At 70.4% G+C, this 19,854-nt stretch carries 13 protein-coding genes and 3 pseudogenes; 11 read left to right on the top strand and 5 right to left on the bottom strand.

Annotated features, from left to right (window positions below; all coding sequences use genetic code 11):
- Position 1: 1 nt before the first annotated feature.
- The 6 genes and pseudogenes from AB0O07_RS33230 to AB0O07_RS33205 all read left to right on the top strand — a co-directional run.
- A pseudogene (locus AB0O07_RS33230) lies at positions 2 to 817 on the top strand (carbohydrate ABC transporter permease); the annotation flags it as partial.
- A gap of 4 nt (positions 818 to 821) precedes the next feature.
- Entirely contained in the window at positions 822 to 1,985 is a 1,164-nt protein-coding gene (locus AB0O07_RS33225) for a sugar kinase (protein WP_365640457.1), read from the top strand.
- Entirely contained in the window at positions 1,982 to 3,322 is a 1,341-nt protein-coding gene (locus AB0O07_RS33220) for an alpha-glucosidase/alpha-galactosidase (RefSeq protein WP_365640455.1), read from the top strand. Before AB0O07_RS33225 ends, AB0O07_RS33220 begins: the two co-directional genes overlap by 4 nt.
- A gap of 185 nt (positions 3,323 to 3,507) precedes the next feature.
- A pseudogene (locus tag AB0O07_RS33215) lies at positions 3,508 to 3,933 on the top strand (SDR family NAD(P)-dependent oxidoreductase); the annotation flags it as partial.
- Between the two features lie 202 nt (positions 3,934 to 4,135).
- On the top strand, positions 4,136 to 5,761 hold the full coding sequence (locus AB0O07_RS33210; protein WP_365640454.1) for an IS200/IS605 family accessory protein TnpB-related protein: 1,626 nt from the start codon (positions 4,136 to 4,138) through the stop codon (positions 5,759 to 5,761).
- A 4-nt stretch (positions 5,762 to 5,765) separates the two neighbouring features.
- Positions 5,766 to 6,121 (top strand): annotated as a pseudogene (locus AB0O07_RS33205) (SDR family oxidoreductase); the annotation flags it as partial.
- Positions 6,122 to 6,169: 48 nt separating this feature from the next.
- Here the strand turns inward: AB0O07_RS33205 and AB0O07_RS33200 are convergent.
- Entirely contained in the window at positions 6,170 to 7,165 is a 996-nt protein-coding gene (locus tag AB0O07_RS33200; RefSeq protein WP_365640453.1) for a MerR family transcriptional regulator, read from the bottom strand.
- A gap of 94 nt (positions 7,166 to 7,259) precedes the next feature.
- Here AB0O07_RS33200 and AB0O07_RS33195 point away from each other — a divergent pair, with 94 nt between their 5' ends.
- From AB0O07_RS33195 to AB0O07_RS33185, 3 genes are all read left to right on the top strand, one after another.
- The gene (locus tag AB0O07_RS33195; RefSeq protein WP_365640450.1) at positions 7,260 to 9,050 is read left to right on the top strand and encodes an alpha/beta hydrolase; all 1,791 of its coding nucleotides are present in this window, start codon (positions 7,260 to 7,262) and stop codon (positions 9,048 to 9,050) included.
- A 201-nt stretch (positions 9,051 to 9,251) separates the two neighbouring features.
- Positions 9,252 to 9,953 carry a polyprenyl diphosphate synthase gene (uppS, locus tag AB0O07_RS33190; protein ID WP_365640448.1) on the top strand — a complete coding sequence of 234 codons (702 nt, stop codon included), beginning with the start codon at positions 9,252 to 9,254 and terminating at the stop codon, positions 9,951 to 9,953.
- Between the two features lie 38 nt (positions 9,954 to 9,991).
- Positions 9,992 to 11,725: an oxygenase MpaB family protein gene (locus tag AB0O07_RS33185; RefSeq protein ID WP_365640446.1), complete on the top strand. Its 1,734-nt coding sequence runs from the start codon at positions 9,992 to 9,994 to the stop codon at positions 11,723 to 11,725.
- Between the two features lie 54 nt (positions 11,726 to 11,779).
- Here AB0O07_RS33185 and AB0O07_RS33180 read toward each other — a convergent pair whose 3' ends face one another.
- On the bottom strand, positions 11,780 to 12,979 hold the full coding sequence (locus AB0O07_RS33180; protein ID WP_365640444.1) for a hypothetical protein: 1,200 nt from the start codon (positions 12,977 to 12,979) through the stop codon (positions 11,780 to 11,782).
- A gap of 293 nt (positions 12,980 to 13,272) precedes the next feature.
- Here AB0O07_RS33180 and AB0O07_RS33175 point away from each other — a divergent pair, with 293 nt between their 5' ends.
- Together AB0O07_RS33175 and AB0O07_RS33170 are read left to right on the top strand one after the other, a co-directional pair.
- The gene (locus tag AB0O07_RS33175; protein ID WP_365640442.1) at positions 13,273 to 14,781 is read left to right on the top strand and encodes an AAA family ATPase; all 1,509 of its coding nucleotides are present in this window, start codon (positions 13,273 to 13,275) and stop codon (positions 14,779 to 14,781) included.
- 82 nt (positions 14,782 to 14,863) lie between these two features.
- On the top strand, positions 14,864 to 15,748 hold the full coding sequence (locus AB0O07_RS33170) for a hypothetical protein (protein WP_365640440.1): 885 nt from the start codon (positions 14,864 to 14,866) through the stop codon (positions 15,746 to 15,748).
- Positions 15,749 to 15,776: 28 nt separating this feature from the next.
- Here AB0O07_RS33170 and AB0O07_RS33165 read toward each other — a convergent pair whose 3' ends face one another.
- The 3 genes from AB0O07_RS33165 to AB0O07_RS33155 all read right to left on the bottom strand — a co-directional run bounded on the left by AB0O07_RS33165 (position 15,777) and on the right by AB0O07_RS33155 (position 19,698).
- Entirely contained in the window at positions 15,777 to 16,211 is a 435-nt protein-coding gene (locus AB0O07_RS33165) for a hypothetical protein (protein WP_365640437.1), read from the bottom strand.
- A gap of 160 nt (positions 16,212 to 16,371) precedes the next feature.
- Entirely contained in the window at positions 16,372 to 17,112 is a 741-nt protein-coding gene (locus AB0O07_RS33160; protein ID WP_365640435.1) for a peptidase inhibitor family I36 protein, read from the bottom strand.
- A gap of 1,278 nt (positions 17,113 to 18,390) precedes the next feature.
- Entirely contained in the window at positions 18,391 to 19,698 is a 1,308-nt protein-coding gene (locus AB0O07_RS33155) for a hypothetical protein (RefSeq protein WP_365640433.1), read from the bottom strand.
- Between the last annotated feature and the right edge of the window lie 156 nt (positions 19,699 to 19,854).

Below are 19,854 nucleotides of genomic sequence, written 5' to 3'. Positions count from 1 at the left end.
CCGACTCCCCTTCAGCGCCTGGCATGTGCTCCTCGCCCCGCTCGCGCTGCTCTTCGCCGTCCCCCTGCTCTGGCTGCTGCTCAGCTCCCTCATGAGCAACGCCGAGATCAACCGCTTTCCGCCCGCCCTCTGGCCGTCCCGGGTCGATCTCGGCGGCTACCGCTACGTCCTGGGCAACGCGATGTTCCCCCGCTGGTTCGCCAACTCGCTGATCGTCTCGGCGGTCGCCGTCGCGTCCAACCTGCTCCTCGGCGCGCTCGGCGGCTACGCCTTCGCCCGGATGCGGTTCGCCGGGTCGCGGCTGCTGATGGGGCTGATGCTGGCGACGATGGCGGTCCCGTTCCAGCTCACCATGATCCCGACCTTCCTGGTCATGAAGCGGCTCGGGCTGATCGACACCCTCGGCGCGCTGATCGTGCCGTCGCTGGTCACGCCGTTCGCGGTCTTCCTGCTGCGGCAGTTCTTCCTCTCGCTCCCGAGGGAGCTGGAGGAGGCCGCGTGGATGGACGGCTGTTCGCGGCTGCGGGTGCTCGTCCTCATCGTGCTGCCGCTCTCCCGGCCCGCGCTCGTCACGGTGGCCGTCCTGACCTTCCTCACCACCTGGAACGACCTGACCTGGCCGCTGATCGCCCTCAACCACGACACGAACTACACGCTCCAGCTCGGGCTGACCACCTTCCAGGGGCTGCACCACACGCGGTGGTCGGCGGTCATGGCGGGCAACGTGATCACCGTGCTGCCCGTGCTGCTCGCTTTTCTCCTCGCGCAGAAGTCGTTCGTCCGGTCCATCACCGCCTCTTCGGGGCTGAAGGGATGAAGAAGTGAAGAGTTCGGCCCGTTCCCGCTCCTTCGATCTGCTGGTGGTCGGGGACGTCAACCCCGACGTCGTCCTCGGCCCGCTCGACGCGCCCCTCGCCTTCGGCCAGCGCGAACAGCTTGTCGACACCGGGCTGCTGACCCTCGGGGGCTCGGCCGCGATCATGGCGTGCGGCGCCGCCAGGCTCGGGCTGGAGGTCGCCTTCGCGGGGCGGGTCGGGGACGACCCGGCGGGGCGGTTCGTCGTGGCGGCGCTCGCCGAACGGGGCGTCGACACCCGTGGCGTACGGGTCGATCCGGCCCGCGCGACCCCGCTGACGGTGGTGGTGACCCGGGACGACGGCGACCGTGCGATCCTCACCGCACCCGGGACCCTCGCCGCGACCTGCGGCGACGACGTACCCGACGAGCTGCTGCGCACCAGCCGCCATGTGCACGCCGCCTCGTACTTCCTGCTGCCGGGGCTCGCCGGGGCGCTGCCCGGACTCTTCGCCAGGGCGCGCGGCCACGGGGCCACCACCTCGCTGGACACCAACGACGACCCGGCCGGGCGCTGGGGCAGGGCGGATGATCCCGGGGGTGCCGGGGGTGCCGGGGGTGCCGGGGGTGCCGGGGGTGGCGGGGGTGGCGCGGGTGGCGACGGCGCCGGGGGCTCCGGGGGGCTCCTGGGCGCCGTACTCGCCGTGACGGACCACCTCCTCCCGAACGCCCGCGAGGCCCGCGCCCTCGCCGGGGTGCCCGGGGACGCGCCGCTGGAGCTCGCGGCGCGCCAACTCGCCGCCAGGGGGCCGCTGGTGGCCGTGAAGGACGGGGCGGACGGGGCGCTGCTCTGCTCCGGGGCGACCGTGTCCCGTACCCCGGGCATCCCCGCCGAACCGCTGGACACGGTCGGCGCGGGCGACAGCTTCGACGCGGGGTTCGTCGCCGCGCTGCTGGCCGGCCGTTCGCCCGTACAGGCGCTTGAACTGGGCGCCGTGTGCGGGGCGTTGTCGACGCGCGCGTACGGCGGTACGGCGGCGCAGCCCACCTGGGACGAGGCCCATGAGGCGCACAAGGCCCATGAGGCGCACCTCCGTGCCCGTCCCCTGGCCCGTGCCCGTCCCTGTACCCCCACCCCCGAACTCACCCGCACCCGCACCCGCACCCGCAACGGAAAGAACCCCTCATGACCACCACCGCGCCCACCGCCGCGCCCATCGCCAAGATCGCCTTCATCGGCGCCGGCAGCGTCGTCTTCACCCAGGGCCTCCTGACCGACCTCCTCGCCTTCCCCGACCTCCGCGGCCTCCACATCGCCCTGCACGACATCGACCCCGAGCGCCTCGCCACCGCCCACGGCGCCGCCCGCCACCTCACCGAACGGGCCGGCGCTGCCCCGTACACCACCGTCACCGCACACCCCGAGCGGCGCGCCGCGCTGGCCGGGGCGGACTTCGTCATCAACATCGTGCAGGTCGGGATGGGCGCTTCGACCCGTACGGACTTCGACGTACCGGCCGGGTACGGCGTACGCCAGACCATCGGGGACACCCTCGGCGTCGGCGGCATCTTCCGGGCGCTGCGCACCTTCCCCGTACTGCGGGCGCTCGGCGCGGACATCGCCGAGCTCTGCCCGGACGCGTGGCTGCTCAACTACACCAACCCGATGGCGATGAACGTCCAGTACCTCACCGCAGCGACCGGGCTGACCCGGGTCGTGGGGCTGTGCCACTCGGTCTACTGGACGCTGCGCGACCTGTCAGCTCTTCTCAAGGTGCCGTACGAGGAGGTCACGTACCGCGCGGCCGGGGTCAACCACCAGTCCTGGATGCTCCGGCTGGAGCACGACGGCGCCGACCTCTATCCGCGCCTGGACGAACTCATCGCGTCGGACGAGCAGTTGCGGCGGCGCGTACGTGTCGACATGTACCGGAGGCTCGGCTACTACCCGACCGAGACGAGTGAGCACTCCGCCGAGTACGTGCCCTGGTACCTGCGCCACGACAGCGAGATCGAGCGGCTGCGGCTGCCTGTCGGGGCGTACCTCGGGATCGTCGCGGAGAACGTCGCGCAGTACGAGCGCACCCGCGACGCGCTCGCCGCCGGGGAGCCGCTCGACGCCGAGGCGACGATGGAGTACGCGCCGCAGGTCATCCACAGCATCACCACCGGCACCCCGCGTACCGTCTACGGCAATGTGCCCAACCACGGGCTGATCGACAACTTGCCGGCGGCCGGCACCGTCGAAGTGCCGTGCCTGGTCGACGCGTCGGGCGTGCAGCCGACCCGGATCGGGGCGCTGCCCGCGCAGTGCGCGGCGCTCAACCGCTCCTATCTGAGCATGAACGACCTGGTGGTCAGGGCGGCGCTGGAGGACGACCCGCGCTCCGTACGGCAGGCGGCGATGGCCGACCCGGCGACGGCCGCGGCGCTGCCGGTCGAGCGGATCTGGGAGCTGTGCGACGCGATGGTACGGGCCCACGGCGACCTCCTCCAGCCGTCGCTCCGCGCCACGGACCTGCTCTGACCCGCTCTGACCTGCCCGGACTCGCACGGACCCGCTCTGACCCGCTCTGACCTGCGGGATGTCTCGTACGCTGGCCGCCATGACATCCGAGGCACCACAGCCGTCACAGGCTTCATAGCCATCGCAGGCTTCACACGCATCGCAGCCATCACACGCATCGCAGGCTTCGCAGGCATACCTTTCCGGAACTCTTCTCGCTGGAGGGCCGGGTCGCCGTGGTGACCGGCGGCAGCTCCGGCATCGGCCGGGCCATCGCCGGGGCGCTCGCGCGGGCGGGCGCGAGCGTGGTGATCGTGGCGCGCCGTGAGGCGGAGCTGACGGCCACGGTGGCCGAGCTGACGGCCACGGTGGCCGAGCTGACGGCGGCCGAGGGGGTCCGGGCCGCGTGGGTGAGTGCCGACCTGTCGACCCGCGACGGGGTCCGTGCGGCGGCCGAGGAGGCGGTACGGGCGTTCGGCGAGCCCGACATCCTCGTCAACTCCGCGGGGGTCAACCTGCGCCCGCCGATGGGGGAGTTGGGCGAGGACGTGTGGGACACGACGATGGCCGTCAACCTGGAGGCGCCCTACCTGCTGGGCGAGCGCTTCGGGCCCGGCATGGCCGGACGGGGTGGGAACTGCTGTCGGTTGAGAGAGTTCTGGAGCCTGTAAGTGTGTGGGAGTGAGTCCGATCGGTGTGGTGGTTCCCCGTGCTGTGGGTGGAGGTCTGGGCTGGTTGGGTGACTTTTGGGGCGGTGGTTCGTTGTCCTGTTCGACACCGGGATGCCGGTGGTGTGGCGGAGGTCCGGTCGGGGTCGCGGAGGGGGTGGGGTGGATGGGAGAGTCTCGGGTGCTGGCCGCCCCGTTCGTCGTGCCCGGCCCGGCGGGTGTCGCGGTGCGTACCCGGCTGCGTCTGTCCGCTGGTGAGGTGCGGGTGCTGGCGGAGGTGGGCGGGTGGCTGGGGTCGTTGGCCTCAGAAGATCTGGCGGTGCGTTGCCGTGATGGTCTGGCTCATGATGCGGGGCGTTGGGCGGTGCGCAAGCGGGTGTTGTCGGGGCGGTCGTCGTCGCGGTGGGCCGGGAGTATCACCAAGGCCACCCATGATCAGTGGGCGCTGGCCCGCCGGAGCCAGGCCGCCCACATCCGGGGCCTGGAGGCGGGCATCGCGACGGTCCGTCACCGTCTGTCCCTGCCGGTCGGGGAGAAGGGGACCAGGCGTGTGCCGGGTGGTTACCGTTCCCGGCGCGAGTGGCACGCCAAGTCCCGCCGCCTGACCGTCCTGGAAGCCCGTCGGGAGCGGGCGGTGGCGGACTGGCGGGCCGGACGGGTCCGGGTCGTACGGGGCGGTAAACGTCTCGCGAACACCCGCCACCACCTTGCCGAGGCGCAGCTCACGGAGGTGGGGTGGCGGGAGCTGTGGGAGGCGGCGCGCCTGTTCCTGTCGGCGGACGGGGAATCGGGCAAGAGGTACGGCAACGAGACCATCCGCATCACCCCGAACGGGGAGCTCTCCCTCAAGCTCCCCACGCCGCTGGCCCACCTCGCCAACGCCCCGCACGGCCGGTACGCCCTTGAACAGCCGGTGGTGTTCGCGTACCGGGGCGAGGAGTGGGCCGACCGGGTCACCGCCGACCGGGCCATCGCCTACACCCTGCACCACGACACGGACCGGGACCGCTGGTACGTGACGGCCGCCTGGCAGCGCAAAGCCGTGCCGGTCGTTCCGCTGGGCGCGGCGCTGACGGCAGGGTGTGTCGGGGTGGACATGAACGACGACCATCTCGCCGCTTGGCATCTGGACCCTCACGGCAACCCCGTCGGCGACCCGCGCCGTTTCTTCTACGACCTGACCGGCACCGCTCTCTACCGGGACGCCCAGATCCGCCACGCCCTCACCCGCCTCCTCCACTGGACCCAGCGATGCGGAGTGACCGCGATCGCCGTCGAGGACCTCGACTTCGCCCGGGAGAAGACCCGTGAGAAGCACGGGCGGCGGAAGCGGTTCCGACGGTTGATCTCCCGCTTCCCCACCGCACGGCTCCGGGCCCGCCTGGTCTCCATGGCCGCCGAGCACGGTATCGCGGTCGTGGCGGTCGATCCGGCCTACACCTCCCGCTGGGGCGCCCAGCACTGGAAAAAACCCCTCACCACCCCGCGACGCACGACCACCCGGCACGATGCCGCGAGCATCGCGATCGGACGACGCGCCCAGGGACACCCGGTCCGGCGACGGACGGCACCGCCCCGTGCACACCAGAGCGATGTGCACGGGCATCGGACCGCCCAGGCCCCACCGGGCAACCCTGGGCGTGAGGAACCCCGCCCCCGCATCCCCGGACCACGGACACGATCCGTGCCGCCGGACGCGGCGAGTACGCGGGCGACCAGGACATCCACAACCGTTCGGGGTGTCCGCAGTGACCAGGTCCGGGTCCAAGACCCACTCCTGCTCACTGACTAGGAACGGTTTCGGCAGGATCATCCCATCACCTCCCAGCAGGCCCACCGCGCCTTCGTCCAGAGCGGCGCCTACGGCGTCTCCAAGGGGGCGCTGGAGTCGCTGGCCCGCTCCCAGGCGGAGGCGTGGTCCCCGTACGGCGTCACCTGCAACACCCTGGTCCCCGGTTTCGTGATGACCCCGCTCAACGCCCGGCTCTCCGCGGACCCGGAGCAGGTGGCGGCCCTGGCCGCCCGCACGATGGTCGGCCGGAACGGTCTGGCCGAGGACTTCGCCGCGGCGGCGGTCTTCCTGGCGGGCCGGGGCTCCGGCTATGTCACCGGGCAGTCGGTCTTCGTGGACGGGGGGCTTTCGGTGCACTGATCTCGGTGCACTGAGGGGCCGGGTCATCCGGTGCGCCGAGGGGCCGGTTCAGGCGGGTACCCCGGGGTGTCCCAACGGGGCCGGATCCCCGGCGAGTTCCGTCTCCAGGGCGGCCCGCAGCCACTCCTGGGCGGCGCCCAGGGTCGGTTCGCCGGGGCCGGTGAGGGCGGCGCTGAGTTCCCAGTAGCGGTCGAGTACGGGATCGGCGGTCGCCCTCAGCAGGACGCGCAGCCGCCGGCGGAAGACCGGGGTGTCGCGGGCGCCGTACGTACGGGCGTGGGCGGCGACGAAGCACTCCAGGGCGCCGCCCGGATACGGGGCGCGGTGGGCCCGTACCTCCGTCGCGGCCAGCGCGAACGCCTCCCGCAGCCCCTCGAAGAGCACGGCCGGCCGGAGTTCCTCGTCGGTCCTGCCGCACATCGAACGCCCCGCCGGGGAACGCCAGTGGTCGACCGGCGGACGGGCCCCGGTGACGAGCGCGTGCAGCCGGGCGAAGGCCAGTACGTCGCCGGGGGAGGGGTTGTCCGGAGGGTGCGGAACGACCGCGTCCACGATCGAGGCGCGCAGCGCGGAGGGCAGCCGGGCGGGCAGCTCGCGGCGCCAGAACCGGGCCAGGGCCGTGGTGTCGGGCGGGGTGGTGAGGGCGCCGACGAGGCGCAGTCGTTCGGCCCGTTCGCCGTCCGGGCAGTCGCGGAGCGACTGGAGGGCGGCCTCCTGCCAGCGCAGGGCGGTCAGCCGGGTACCGAGCAGCCGCAGCCGCCCGGCGACCACCTCCTCCAGGGCGTCCTCCCGTACCGCGCCCTCCTGTCCGGGCTCCTGCCCAAGGACCGTGCCCACGTCGGTGACCGGCAGGTCGAGCGCGCGGAGGGAGCGGATGAGGCGGAGCCGGTCGAGGGCGTCGCGGCCGTATCTGCGGTGGCCTCCGGAGCTGCGGCCGGCTTCGGGCAGCAGTCCCCGGCCGGAGTAGAAGCGCACGGTCTTGACGGTGACGCCGGCGCGCCGGGCCAGCTCTCCGATGCTCCACAGACCGCCGGTGTCGTCCATGGCTTGAACCTCCCCCGAGGGCAGCTTTTACCGTACCCGCGTATCCGCTGCCCGCGTATCCGGCGGGTGAGGGATCCGAGGGAAGGGCAGGGCCATGGCGACGACCGCGTTCGTGCTGGTGTCGGGGGCGCACACCGGCGGCTGGGTGTGGCGGGAGGTGGCCGCCCCGCTCCGCGCGGCCGGATCGGAGGCGTACGAGGTGACGCTCACGGGTATGGGCGACCGCCGGGCCGAGGCGTCCCCGGACACGGACCTGGAGACGCATATCCGGGATGTGGTGGAGGTGGTGGACCGGGTGGCCGCCCTGGATCCCGTGCGGGAGGTCGTTCTGGTGGGCCACTGCTACGGCATCCACCCGGTGCTGGGCGCGGCGGACCGGCGTACGGAACGGGTCGCCCGCGTCGTCTACCTGGACGCGGGCCTCGCCCAGGACGGCGACGCGCCGCTCGCGCTCGCTCCGGACCAGGCGGTACGCGACCGGGTGGCGGCAGCGGCGGGGGCAGCGGCAGGGGCAGCGGAGCCGGGGCCGGGGCCGGCGGCGGGGGCGGTTGCGGCTGCGGTTGCGGAGTGGCTGGTTCCGCCGCCCCCGGTGGACGAGCCGGAGCGCTGGGGCGGTACCGCCGGCGTCCCCGAGGCGGCCCTGCGCCGGCTGGCCCGGCTCGCCGCCCCGCAGCCGCTGGCCACGCTCACCCGGCCGCTCCGGCTCCGCCACCGGGACGCGCTGGCCGCGCTCCCGACCACCGGCGTCTTCTGCACGGCCGACGGTTCCGGGATCGCGCTGGTGGAGATGGCGGTGGCGACGGGCCAGCCCCGCTTCCAGGCACTGGCCCACCCCCGGGTCGGCTTCTTCGAGCTGGCGACGGGGCACTGGCCGATGCTCTCCGTACCGGACGAACTGGCGCGCGTACTGCTGGCAGCGGCGGCGGACGAGGGGCGCCGGGTGGCACCCGTACCCGCACATCAGCCCCCGCCGCATCTGGGCCGCTTCCCCCTGGAGGTCCCGGAGGACGCGGGGCGCGGAGCCGAGGGGAAGGGAGCCGGGGGAGCCGGGGGAGCCGAGGGAGCCGAGAGGGGAGGAGTCGACCTGACGGAGCGCACCACCGCGTACTTCCCCGCACCCGCACCAGCCTCCGCACCCGCCCCGGCGGTCGTCTTCGTCCACGGCGGCCCGGTCCCCGCCGACGCCCGCCCGACGCCGAGGGAGTGGCCGGTGTTCGTCGGTTACGCGCGGTACGCGGCGAGCCTGGGTGCCGTGGGCGTCACGGTCGACCACCGGCTGCACGGCCTGACCGACTACCGCCGCGCCGCCGAGGACATCGCGGAGGCGGTCGCGCGCGTACGCTCCGATCCGCGCGTCGACGGGGAACGGATCGCCCTCTGGTTCTTCTCGGGCGGCGGCCTCCTCCTCGCCGACTGGCTCGCGGCGCCGCCGCCCTGGCTGCGCTGCGCGGCGGCGACGTACCCCGTACTGGCCCCGCTCCCCGGCTGGAGCCTGGTCGAGCCGCGCTTCCGCCCGGTGGCGGCGCTCGGCGGCGCGGGGCGGCTGCCGGTCGTGCTGACCCGGGTGGGCCGGGAGCGCCCGGAGATCGCGGCGACGGTCGAGGAGTTCCTGGGCGCGGCGGCGGCCCACGGCGCGAACGTGGAGGTCATCGACGCGCCCCGGGCCCGCCACGGCTTCGACGCGCTCGCTCCGGAGGAGCCCGAGGCGGAGACGGCGGGGGCGAGGGAGGCGGCGGAGGCAGCCGAGGCGATCGAACAGGCGGTACGTACGGTCCTGACGCACCTGAGGCGGACCGGTGAACCGACCGCCGAACCGCCCCGCGAACCGACCGGCGAACCGATCGGCAAACCGACCGACCGGACACCGGCTCCGGCTTCGGACTGATGTACCAGGGGTGAATCTCCCCCGAGGCCAGGGCGCCCGGTCCCCGCTCCCGGCACTCTGCTGAGTACCGGCTGCCGAGTGCCGGCCCAGTGGGATGGGAGGGGAGCGCGCGTGACGCAGCCACCGTCACACCCTCACCACGATCCCGCACCCGCGCCCGGTCCCGCGCCGGGTCCCGCACCCCGCCCCTCGCCCCGCCACGTGGCCTGCGTCATGGACGGCAACGGCCGCTGGGCGGCGCTCCGTTCGCTGCCCCGTACGTCGGGCCACCGGGCGGCGGAGACCACGGTCATCGAGGTGATCGAGGCGGCGCGCACGGCGGGGGTCGAGTGGCTGAGCCTGTACGCGTTCTCCTCCGAGAACTGGCGGCGCCCCAGCGGCGAGGTCGACTTCCTGATGGAGCTGGTGCGCCAGGTCGTGCGCAAGCACGCCGCGCTGCTGCACGCGCGCTCCATCCGCTGCCGCTTCCTCGGGATGGCGGATCCCCGGATCCCCGCCCCGCTGGCCCGGGACTTCGCGGATCTGATGACGCTGACCGCCGTCAACCGGGGCATGACGCTGACCGTGGCCTTCGGCCATGGGGGCCGCGGGGACATCGTGGCGGCGGCGCGCTCCCTCATCCGGGACGGGGTGCCGGCCGAGGCGGTGGACGAACGGTCCTTCGCCGCGCACCTGCCCTTTCCCGACACGCCCGATGTGGACCTGGTCATCCGGACCTCCGGCGAGCAGCGCATCTCCAACTTCATGCTCTGGCAGGTGGCCTACGCGGAGTGGGTCTTCCCGCCGGTGCTCTGGCCCGACTTCCGCGCCCCGCACTTCCTGGAGTGCCTGCGCGCCTACCGGCTGCGCGACCGCCGCTTCGGCGGCGTGGCACCGTACGCGAACGGAGACCCCCGCCCGTGACCCCGCCCCCGCCCCCTCCTGTGACGCCGCCTCCCCCCGTGACCCCGCCCCCTCCCGGTTCTCTCTTCGGCCCGGACTCGCAGTTCCACCGCTTCTTCAACGACCCGCGCTGGGCGCTGGCGGTCATCAGGGCCACGGTGCTGGAGGCCGCGCACCCCCAGGTCGGTGCCGCGCTGGCCGACAACTCGACGTTCGTGGCGCACCCGTGGCGGCGGCTGCGCAACACCCTGGTCAGCCTCCAGCGCATGTTCGGCGCCGACGACGACGTACGGCAGCGGGAGGCGGCGCGGCTCAACCGGCTGCACGCCCGGCTGAGCGGGACCGACGCGCGGGAACGGCCGTACGACGCGATGGACCCCGAGGTCCGCGCGTGGGTGGTGGCGACGCTCTTCGAAAGCTCGGTCACCATGTGCAGGCTGAGCGGACAGCCCCTGGACCAGGCGACGATGGAGCGGCTCTACGACGAATTCAGGGCGTTCCTGGGGGTGTTGGAGGGACAGGGGACGGCGGCCGGGCCCCGCACCGACAAGGCGGAGGACGGAGCCGGGGACAGGGGCGAGGCCGGAGCCCGGGGCGAAGCCGAGGACGGAGCCCCGGCCCGGGATACGAGCCGGGACACGAGCCGGGACGCGGCAAGCGGGGCAGCCGGGAACGCGGCCGACGACGCGACCAGGAACGCGGCCGGGAACGCGGGCCATCTCCCCGCCACACTGGCGGAGTTCTGGCCGTACTACGACCGGGTGATCGCGGAGGAACTGGAGAACACCGAGGCCGTCCGCATCATCCTCTACCGGCTCTTCGACCACCTCCCGGCCCCGCCCGTCCTGCACGGCCTGCCCACCCTCTGGGCGGCGGGCCGCGCGCTCGCGGGTCCGGTCATCGGTACGGTCACGGTCGCTTCGCTCCCCGAGCCGTTCCAGCGCCGGGCGGGTCTGCCCGAGATCCCGGGCGCCCGGACGCTGATGCGGAGCGCGTACCTGACGGCGGGGCTGGCCCGTTTCCTCCCGGACGACCTGCTCCGTACCGAGGCCGTCATCGATCTCCTGTACACACCCCGGTCCCCGTCCCGCGGACCGTCCCCCTTCCCGGGGGCCGGTGAGCCCGGCGCCGTACCGCTCTCCGCGCTACGCGACCGGATGCACCGGGCGGCGGCCCTGCTCCGCCTGGTCACCCCGTTCCCCACGGCGTACCCCGCCCCCGCGACCGACCCCGACCCTTTCGCCACACCTGGCCCCCACTCCCCTCCCGCCACCCCTGGCCCCTACCACTCCCCTCCCGCCGCTGCTCCCGAACCGGCGCGCAGCGCCGACGAGTTCTTCACCGAGGTGCTGGACCAGACCGGCAACGGCACCCTGGACTGGCCCGACCTGGCGGCCATGGCCCGGGAGCTGTCCTCCCGCCTCGATCTGGACGAGCCCGAGGAGACCCGGCTCTACCAGGCGTACGCCGAGTGGTGGCGGGAGCTCCAGGCGGCGCTCGACACCGACGGAGACGGCCGGATCAGCAGGCGGGAGTACGCCGCCGCCGTACCGTCGCTCGCCGGTCCCGCGCTGATCAGGGTGGCCGAGGTGCTCTTCGACGCCACGGACAAGGACGGCAACCAGTTCATCGACGCGGAGGAGTACCGGGCCTTGTTCCGTACCGGCTTCGGCCGCACCGTGGCGGACCCGGAGGCGGGGTACTCGCGGGCCGCGTTCGTGAAGGACTTCCTGGCCTTCATGTCGGGGCGGCGCCGCTCGACCCCGTACGACCCGCTGCTGGCCGACGGCTAGGCCGAGGGGCCCTGGGCCCTGTCGTCGGACTCCCGCCGGCCGCCCACGCCGAGGTCAGCGAAGAGTGACGGACCGCTCGATCAGGGCACGCACCGTCTGGTCACCGTTGGAGTCCAGAGGCAGCGAGTAATCACCGACGGCCCAGAAGCCCCCGCTCCCCGGGCCCGCCGTCGTACCCCCCGAGACCGGCGCCAGGTCGTAGAAGGTGTACCCCGGCCGGGCCGGGTCGCTGTCCGGCGTCGGCGCGCCCGCCTCCTTGCTCCAGGTGGCGCCGTCGAAGTGCCAGAAGACCGGCTCCGCGTAGGCGGGGTGGGCCTTGTCGGTCCCGGCGGCCCACAGCCCGCCGTCCCCGTCCGGGACGATCGCGTGCAGGTAGAGCTCGGTCAGGGCGCCGGTGATGTCCGTCCAGCCGGTGCCGTCCCAGTGCGCGACGCTCGGGATGGGCGCACCGCCGCCGCTGCCGTCGGCCCAGCCGGCGACGTAGACGCTGTCGGGCCCGTCGGCGGCGATCTTCGCGGTGTCCGTGCCGGCGCGTACGGGGGCCTGCGGCAGCAGCGTCCAGGTGGTGCCGTCCCAGTGGTACGTGACCGGGTGGCCGCCGTTCACCGGGTACCGCATGCCGGTGGCGTAGGCGTCGTCCGCCGAGAGCGCGACGATGTCCCGGATGTCGACGCGGGCGGGCAGTTCGAAGGTGGTCCAGGCACCGTCGGTGTACGTGTAGAGCCCGTTGCCGCCCTTGAAGAGCCGCCCGGGGACGGCCGCGATCGGCACCTCGGGCCAGGAGTCGTCGGAGGGGCCGACGGTGGGGACGGCGGACCAGCGGGTGCCGTCGTAGTGGGCCAGCACCTGGTCCCTGACCAGGGTTCCGTACGCCCAGACGTCATCGGCGGAGACGGCGCTGACCGCCGACCACTGCCAGACGGCGGGGAGCCCCGGGGCGGTCTCCTCGGCCCAGGCCGAACCGTCCCAGCGCATGATGACGCCCTTGCCGCCCGATCTCCCGGCGGCCCAGGCGAGATCGTCGGAGACGGAGGAGACGGACATCAGGGACTCGGCGGCGCTGGGCCCGGAGAGCGAGACCTCCCAGCCGGTGGCGGCGGCGGAGACGTCCGCGGGCGCCGTACGGACCGGAGCGCCGGCCGCGTGGGCGGACGCCGGGGGCGCGGCGGACGCGGAACCGGCGGCGAAGGCGGTGGCGGAGAGGGCGAGGGCGAGAGAGACGGCGGTGGTGCGCAGGAGATGCCGTTGAGACATAAGAGGGATTCCTTCCTTCATGGTTCGCCAAAGCGAGGGAAAACAAAGGAAAAGCATTCGCCAAAGAGACTCCCGCCGAAGCCGGACGGTTGTACCGCGCCACAAAAACGCCCCCCCACCCCCACTCCAATCCACTCCACTCCACTCCGCCCACCCCCGCTCCAATCCACTCCGCCCACCTCCCCTCCACTCCCACGCCACCCCCAATTCCGTATCCGGCAGAAATGTGCGAAGAAGGTGCGAATCTCTTGATGGCCGGGAGGGGTCCCGGCCCCCTCCGTCAGAATCCCCGCATGCGCGACAACACCAGGGCCGAAGTCCGGGACATCGCGGGTGCCGTAGCGAGCGAGACCGTCATGCGCTACGCGGACGCCCTCGCCAGATCGCCCTACGCACTCCAGACCATGACGACGACGGCCACCGAGGTCGCCACCGAGGTCGCCAACGCCATCGCCGACCAACGCGTCGCCCAGGCCGATGAGATCGTCCGGGCCGCGGAGACGGCGGCGGGGAACACGGCCACCGAGACCGCGCGGCAGGTGGCGGAGAAGACGGCCGCCGAACTCGCCACCGAGAAGGCCGAGTCGTCCCTGCGGGAGACGCGCGAGGAGCTGGCGGCGACGCTCGACAAGGTGCGCGCCGAGTCGGAGCGGACCCTCGCGACCGTACGCGAGAGCTCCGACATGACCCTCGGCACCGCCCGCGAGGAATCAAAGGCAACCCTGGAGACCGCCTGGAAACAGGCGAACGAAGCCCTCTCCACCGCCCGTACGGAATCGAAGGAAACGCTCTCCACCGCCCGCAGGGAACTCTCCGAAGCCCTGGGAAAGGTCCAGGGCGACGCCCAGGAGATCCTGGCGCGGGCGCGCCGCGAGCTGGAGCAGGCGCGGCAGGACATCACGCAGGCGGCGGGGGAGTTCGCGCGGGCCGAGGCGGTCCGTACGATCACCGCGACGGTCGCCGAGAGTGTGCCGCCCGTCGTGGAGGTCCGGGTGGCGCGGGCCGAGCCGATCCGGGTCAGCGGCCACACCCACTCCGTACTCCCGGATGTGCTGCTCACCCTGGGCGCCGGGTGCCAGGTGCTGCTGGTGGGGCCCGCGGGGACCGGGAAGTCGATGATGGCGAAGCAGGCGGCGGAGGCGTTCGGCCAGGAGTTCCATGCCCTGTCCCTCGGGCCGACCACGCCCATGAGCAAGATCTTCGGGTATTACGACGCGCACGGGAAATACCACGGAACGCCGTTCCGCAGCGCGTTCGAGCGCGGCGGCCTGATGCTCCTCGACGAACTCGACAGCGGACACCCGGGCCTGCTCGCGGAGTTGAACCAGGCGCTGTCCATCCGCTCCTGCGCCTTCGCCGACGGGATGGTGACGGCGCACCCCGAGTTCCGGCTCGTCGCGACGGCGAACACGTACGGCACCGGCGGGGACCGCCAGTACGTGGGGCGCCAGGCGCTGGACGCGGCGACGCTGGACCGCTTCGTCGTGGTGGACGTACCGGTGGACGAGGAACTGGAGGAGCGGATCGCGCTCGCGCACGCACCGGACCAGGAGGGCGCGGCCCGCAAGGTGCTCAAGCAGGTACGGAGGCTGCGCGCGACGGCGGCGGAGAAGCGGCTGCCGGTGATGTTCTCGCCCCGGGCCAGCATCGACGCGGCGAAGCTGCTCCAGGCGGGCGCGAGCGTGGAACAGGTGGTCCGGTGGCGGGTGACCAGGGGGATGTCGGAGGCGCACCGCTCGGCGCTGGGCCTGACGAAGTCCGACGGCCCCGCCCAGAAACCCAAGAGCGGATCCCGGTCATGACGGGGAGCGGCCCCGCTCGCGGCGGAGAGCGGAACCCGGTCATGACGGGGAGCGGAACCTTGGTCATGACGGAAGGAACGGCATGACCAAACAGCACCCCACCCCCCAGGACACGGCGGAATCCCTCCCCCCGATGTGGTCCTGGCAGGAGTTCATGGACCGGGCCCGCGCCCCGGACTCCATCGAGAACGGCGACGGCCGGCACTACCCGAACAACGAGTGGGCGGGCGGCTCCTGGGAGGAGGCGCTGCGGCTGGCCGAGGACGGCTGGACGACGGTGCTCCCCGAAGTGGACGCCGAGGTGGCCGAGTTGCGCGAGCGGGTCGCGGACGAGGTCGTGACCACTTCGCTGGTCCCGGCCTGGGACGTGACGGGCAGCGAGGTGGATGTCGGCGTCTACCTGAGCGGTACGCCGGAGTGCATGGTGGACGCCGTACCGCAGCGGATGTCCGCGCGGGGCCGCGTCGTGACGTTCCTGATCCCGACGGGCTACAACAACAAGACCCCGCACTCGGCCGTCCACAACCGGGGCGTGGCGCTGGCCGCGCTCTGCTCCGCCATCATCGCGACGGGCCACAGCGTCGAGATCTGGTCCGGTTTCTGCACGTACGTGACCGATACGGACCGCTTCGCCTCGGTGGCCAGAGTCATCTCCCCAGCGGAACCCTTCGACACGGCCCGCCTGATGTACGTCATGGCTCACCCGACGATGCTCCGCCGCCTGTGGTTCGCGGCCTGGGACAGCGCCCCGGAACCGGTGGCGCGCCGCATGTACGACAACAACTACGGCTACGCCCCGTACGACTGCTACCCGGAGGACCTCCCGGACACCTTGACGAGCACCTTGACGGACGCCTACATCCTCCCGTTCCTGTCCCCCAAGGACAGCCAGTGGGAATCCCTGGACAGCGCACTCCAGTGGTGCAGAGAAATGTTCGCCGGCCTGGGCCTCCTCCGCGAGCCCTGACCCAAGCCCCCCCCGCCCGACAGAGCCCTCAGAACTTGTAATTGGTGATCATCGCGTTGCCGGAGACGTCGTAGACCGACGCATACCCCTGATCCGAGTTCTGCCAGTCGCCGAACGCCTTGGCGATCGCGGAGGCGGCCGCCTGGGGGTCCTTCTCCTGAGTCTTCCCGGCGCTGATGTCAGTGGAGATATAGGCGTTTCCGGTCCTTTTGTTCCACTCGCCGATGATGCGCTGCACCCGCCCGACCGCGTCCTTCTCCTGCGCGCTTCCATGGGCATCGACCCAGGAACGGAACTCTTGGGCGTTCTCCTTCGATTTCGCCTGATCCAGATCTTCCGGAAGTTTTTCCACGACTCCGATCTTGTCGGCTTTCGCAGAGGTCTCGATGCTGCACGCGGAAATTCCGGCGATCAGGACAGCGCCGAGCGCGAGAACGGCGGCCGTGCGGGGGGTGGGCTTCACAGGGTTCTCCGTCGCATGCTCGTGTCGGATACGGAGTTGCCGGTTAGGCAACGCGGATAAGAGACGCCGGATAAGAGACGCCGATACGGGACGTCGGACGTGAGACGCCAGAATACCGGCACGCCGAGTCGGGCGTGCCGGTACTGGTCAGATGGCCGGATCAGAACTTGATGGCGTCAGCCTTGTCGTTCCAATTGCCCCCGTAGACATAGCTGATGTTCTTGAAGTTCGGATACAGGCTGTACCCGGCTCCCAGGAACAGATGGGGGTCGGGCAGCCCGGTGCGGAAGTCGTACAGCTCGACTCCCCGCTGCGGCCGGTTGACGTAGGCAGACGAGGCCTTGTCCCGGAACGAGGGCGAGTACTGGTCGAGGTGGCGGGTCTTGGCCGTGTCGTAGGTGGGCCACTGAAGGCGTCTGCCGGAGTAGTTCGCGTCCTGCCAGAGGCAGACCCAGCCGCTGGGGCAGTCCTGGTACTTCAGAATGGTCACCTGTTCCGCGGGAACCAGGGTCACCTCCGCGGGCTCCGCCGCCCCGGCCACCAGCGCCTGCTTCGCCCCGGCCCGGGTCTCCGCCGTGGGCGCGTGCGCGGCGAGGAACGTGTTGGCCTCCTCGTCGCTGTCGAAGCACTGCATCGTGCCGTCCTCCGACACCTCGGCGCAGATGTCCGCGCCCTCCCAGTCGGATGCCGGGTCGACCTTCTCGCCCTTGTAATACATGTCCACCTTGTTGGCGGGGTCCGCCTCCGCGTGGACCTGCTCCTCCTCCTCGGGCGTGAGGACGTCCGACACGATCTCAGGCGCCGTGCCCGGTTCGTCGGCGGCCAGAGACGGAGCCGCGGTGATGCCGGTCAGTGCCATCGATCCGACGGCCGCAATGGTCAGCATGGTGCGTATACGCACGAAGATCCCCTATTCTTCCGGTGCGTGACAAACGGGATGTCGAGGGCGACGCGAGAGAGAAATAAACGTCGTCGAGTGGCAAGCCATGCGATTAACCGTTGCGGCGAACCTGAAAAGCCGAAACCGCCGCATGGCGGCATGCTGCTCCAGACACGGTGTCCCCCCCGTTCTTCATGTTCGATCTGCACTGGACTATTCGGCACTGGCTGCTCGGCCGGAATAAACCAGTCCGCTTCGCTGCCCCCGACATCGATGGAGTGCGAAACACGTTCGATCGAATCCGGACGGAATCTAGCACGCTGAGCGACTGTGGTAAGCGGTTTTTTTCGGCCACCGAACGAACCGTCATCCCCACCGGGGCCGCCCTGACCAGCATATGAAGGTACGAGGCCGTCGGACCGATGGCGAAGTGGCCGAATAAAGCCCCGGAATACCCCACTCCACCCCCGCGCCCCGGCCACACCCCCCCCGTCGACCCTCTCCGCCCCGCCGAGATCGACGCCCTGGACCACCGTGCGGTCGAGTTCGCCGTACGCGACCTGACACGCCGGGACGGCTGCGAGCCCGAGCAGTTGGACGGCGCCGACGACAACGACCGCGACGTACGCGCTGTCATGACCCGCCGGACGACACCACCGTCAGCCCCGCCGACGTCCTCCGCCCCCGAGTGGACCGCACACGTCGAAGGGCCCCACCGCAGACGGTGGGGCCCTTCGACAACGTGCCCGGTGAAGGCACTGGCGGAGGATACGAGATTCGAACTCGTGAGGGGTTGCCCCCAACACGCTTTCCAACTGTCCGCATGACTGTTCGAGGACGTCCGTGGGGGTTCGCGCGGCAGGTCAAAGGGGGTGCGCGTACGGCGGCGGACGGGGGCGGCCGTCGGTGCACTGGACAAAGACCAGGACAACGAGCGGCCTCAGAGCCGAGGTCTCGACTCAGACGCGAGGGATGACGCCAACGAACTCTTCGCCCTTGTGGTTGCCCACAATGAGGGCGAAGCCGTGGCCAGCCGCGCAAGTGAGGTCGACCCGCACGTATCCGCCTCGGGTGCCGAGGGGACTGTCGTAGTCGTCCCTGTCGGGCTGCACGGTTACCGCCCCGTGGTCACCTCCGGCGGCTGCTTGTTCGACCTCAGAGATTCCACAGGCTGGACACATGAGCTTCCACTGAAGGTTCCAAGACTCGGAGGCACTGTCCGTGGGCACGAGGGTGTTGGCGTGGGACATTGGCATGGCGTCTCCATGAGAGCTAGGGCTTTAAGGGGCGTCCGGAAGGTCACAGGACCCTTCCCTGTGCAATGACTATCTGTTCTGCTGCAAACCGCATCAGGGGAATTTCGCGAGCCAACTCCTCGTCGTGGGCGAAGGGCGCATACTTTGGCAGTTCTCCTTCTTTGGCATGAACCAAGGCATTCCTAACCTTGTAAATTCTTTTTGCGATTGCGCCGCGCACTGCCTCTTCATCGTTCGCGCGAATGCTTACTTTGCTTGCGCCGGCGAAAGGGACGTCGCTATTTGCGTAGTAGTCGACCAGGTTGGCGTCGTAGGCGTCCAGGTCGGTTACGAGGCGAGGAATGCTGACGAATCTATCGAGCACCAATTGCAGTGAGCGCTGTTCGTTCACCCCGCCCTCATCTTTGATCTGACCTTTAATTTTGGTGACAATCCGAACGATGGACTGGATATCCTTGTCTCGGCGCGCGGAGAAAGATGGATCGGTGATACCTGACCGCACCTGGTTTATCAAATCCTCATTGAACACCTTCCCGAAAAAGTGCTCAGCGATATGATAGTAGGCCAGGTATTCCAGTAGTGGAATTTCTGCGGCGACGCCCATGAGGTAGTGATGCACTAGGTCCGCGTCATAGGTTTGCCGTGGTGCGTCAAGGGCGCCAGTTTGGGTCCTCCGGACCCGTTGGATAGCCTGCGGCCGAAACATCGATTCTAGACCGATTCGAGCCGCTGCATCGGTGTTGTAAGCGGCATGGAATAGGAAAGAGTTGGCAAGCGTCTCGAAATCTGATCGAGCTTTGGCGGCGGTAATACGCAATGTCGTAGCGCGAAAACCCGCTGAAAGGAGATCAAACAGCGAATCAGTTTCGAGCGGGCGACCGTTCCGCACCAGCGTAAAATCCTGTCGGTCGCTGCCTCTGAGTCGGTTCAGTATCATCCTGTTTCTCGGCGACGTCAGAAAGGTAGGATTTTGCGCAACTATACAAAGCAGATAGGCGGCGAACTCTCGGGACGGTCTACCGACTTTGAAAGTTACAGGATTATCACCTTGGCCCGTGAATGTTTTGTCTTCGAAAAATCTATCGAAGGCGCCGATTGAGTCGAGCGAAACCAGGGAAAATTCTGCTTCTTTTTCCCACCGGAAAGAGCTCTCGGTCTTTGATTTTGCCTGGTTGAGGTGAGTTACGATTGTGGAGATTTCAGTACTGCTTACCCCGCTGATCGTCTTTCCTTCGAGCATCTGAATGGGGTCGCGTAGGGTGAAGTCCCCACTTTCCTCCCCGTTGCTGCGGAATATCAATCGCAGCCCCTTCATGATGGACATTTCATCTACGACAGGCTGCCAGCTCATATCTATCCTTCTATGCCCATGCAAGCGTCCTTTGTGAGAACGCCCTCCCTGTAGAGGTATTGTGGCCAGCGGAATGGTGATATGCAGGAGTTCAGGGAAAGTCGAACGTCAGTACGAAAATCGGTGGGTGGATTCCCTGGTGCACCTACTGAGTGG

This window comes from Streptomyces sp. NPDC093085 (assembly GCF_040683935.1).
In the GTDB taxonomy this organism is placed as follows: domain Bacteria; phylum Actinomycetota; class Actinomycetes; order Streptomycetales; family Streptomycetaceae; genus Streptomyces.
Note: the sequence above shows the minus strand (reverse complement) of the source record. Positions and strands in the feature narration are given on the sequence as shown.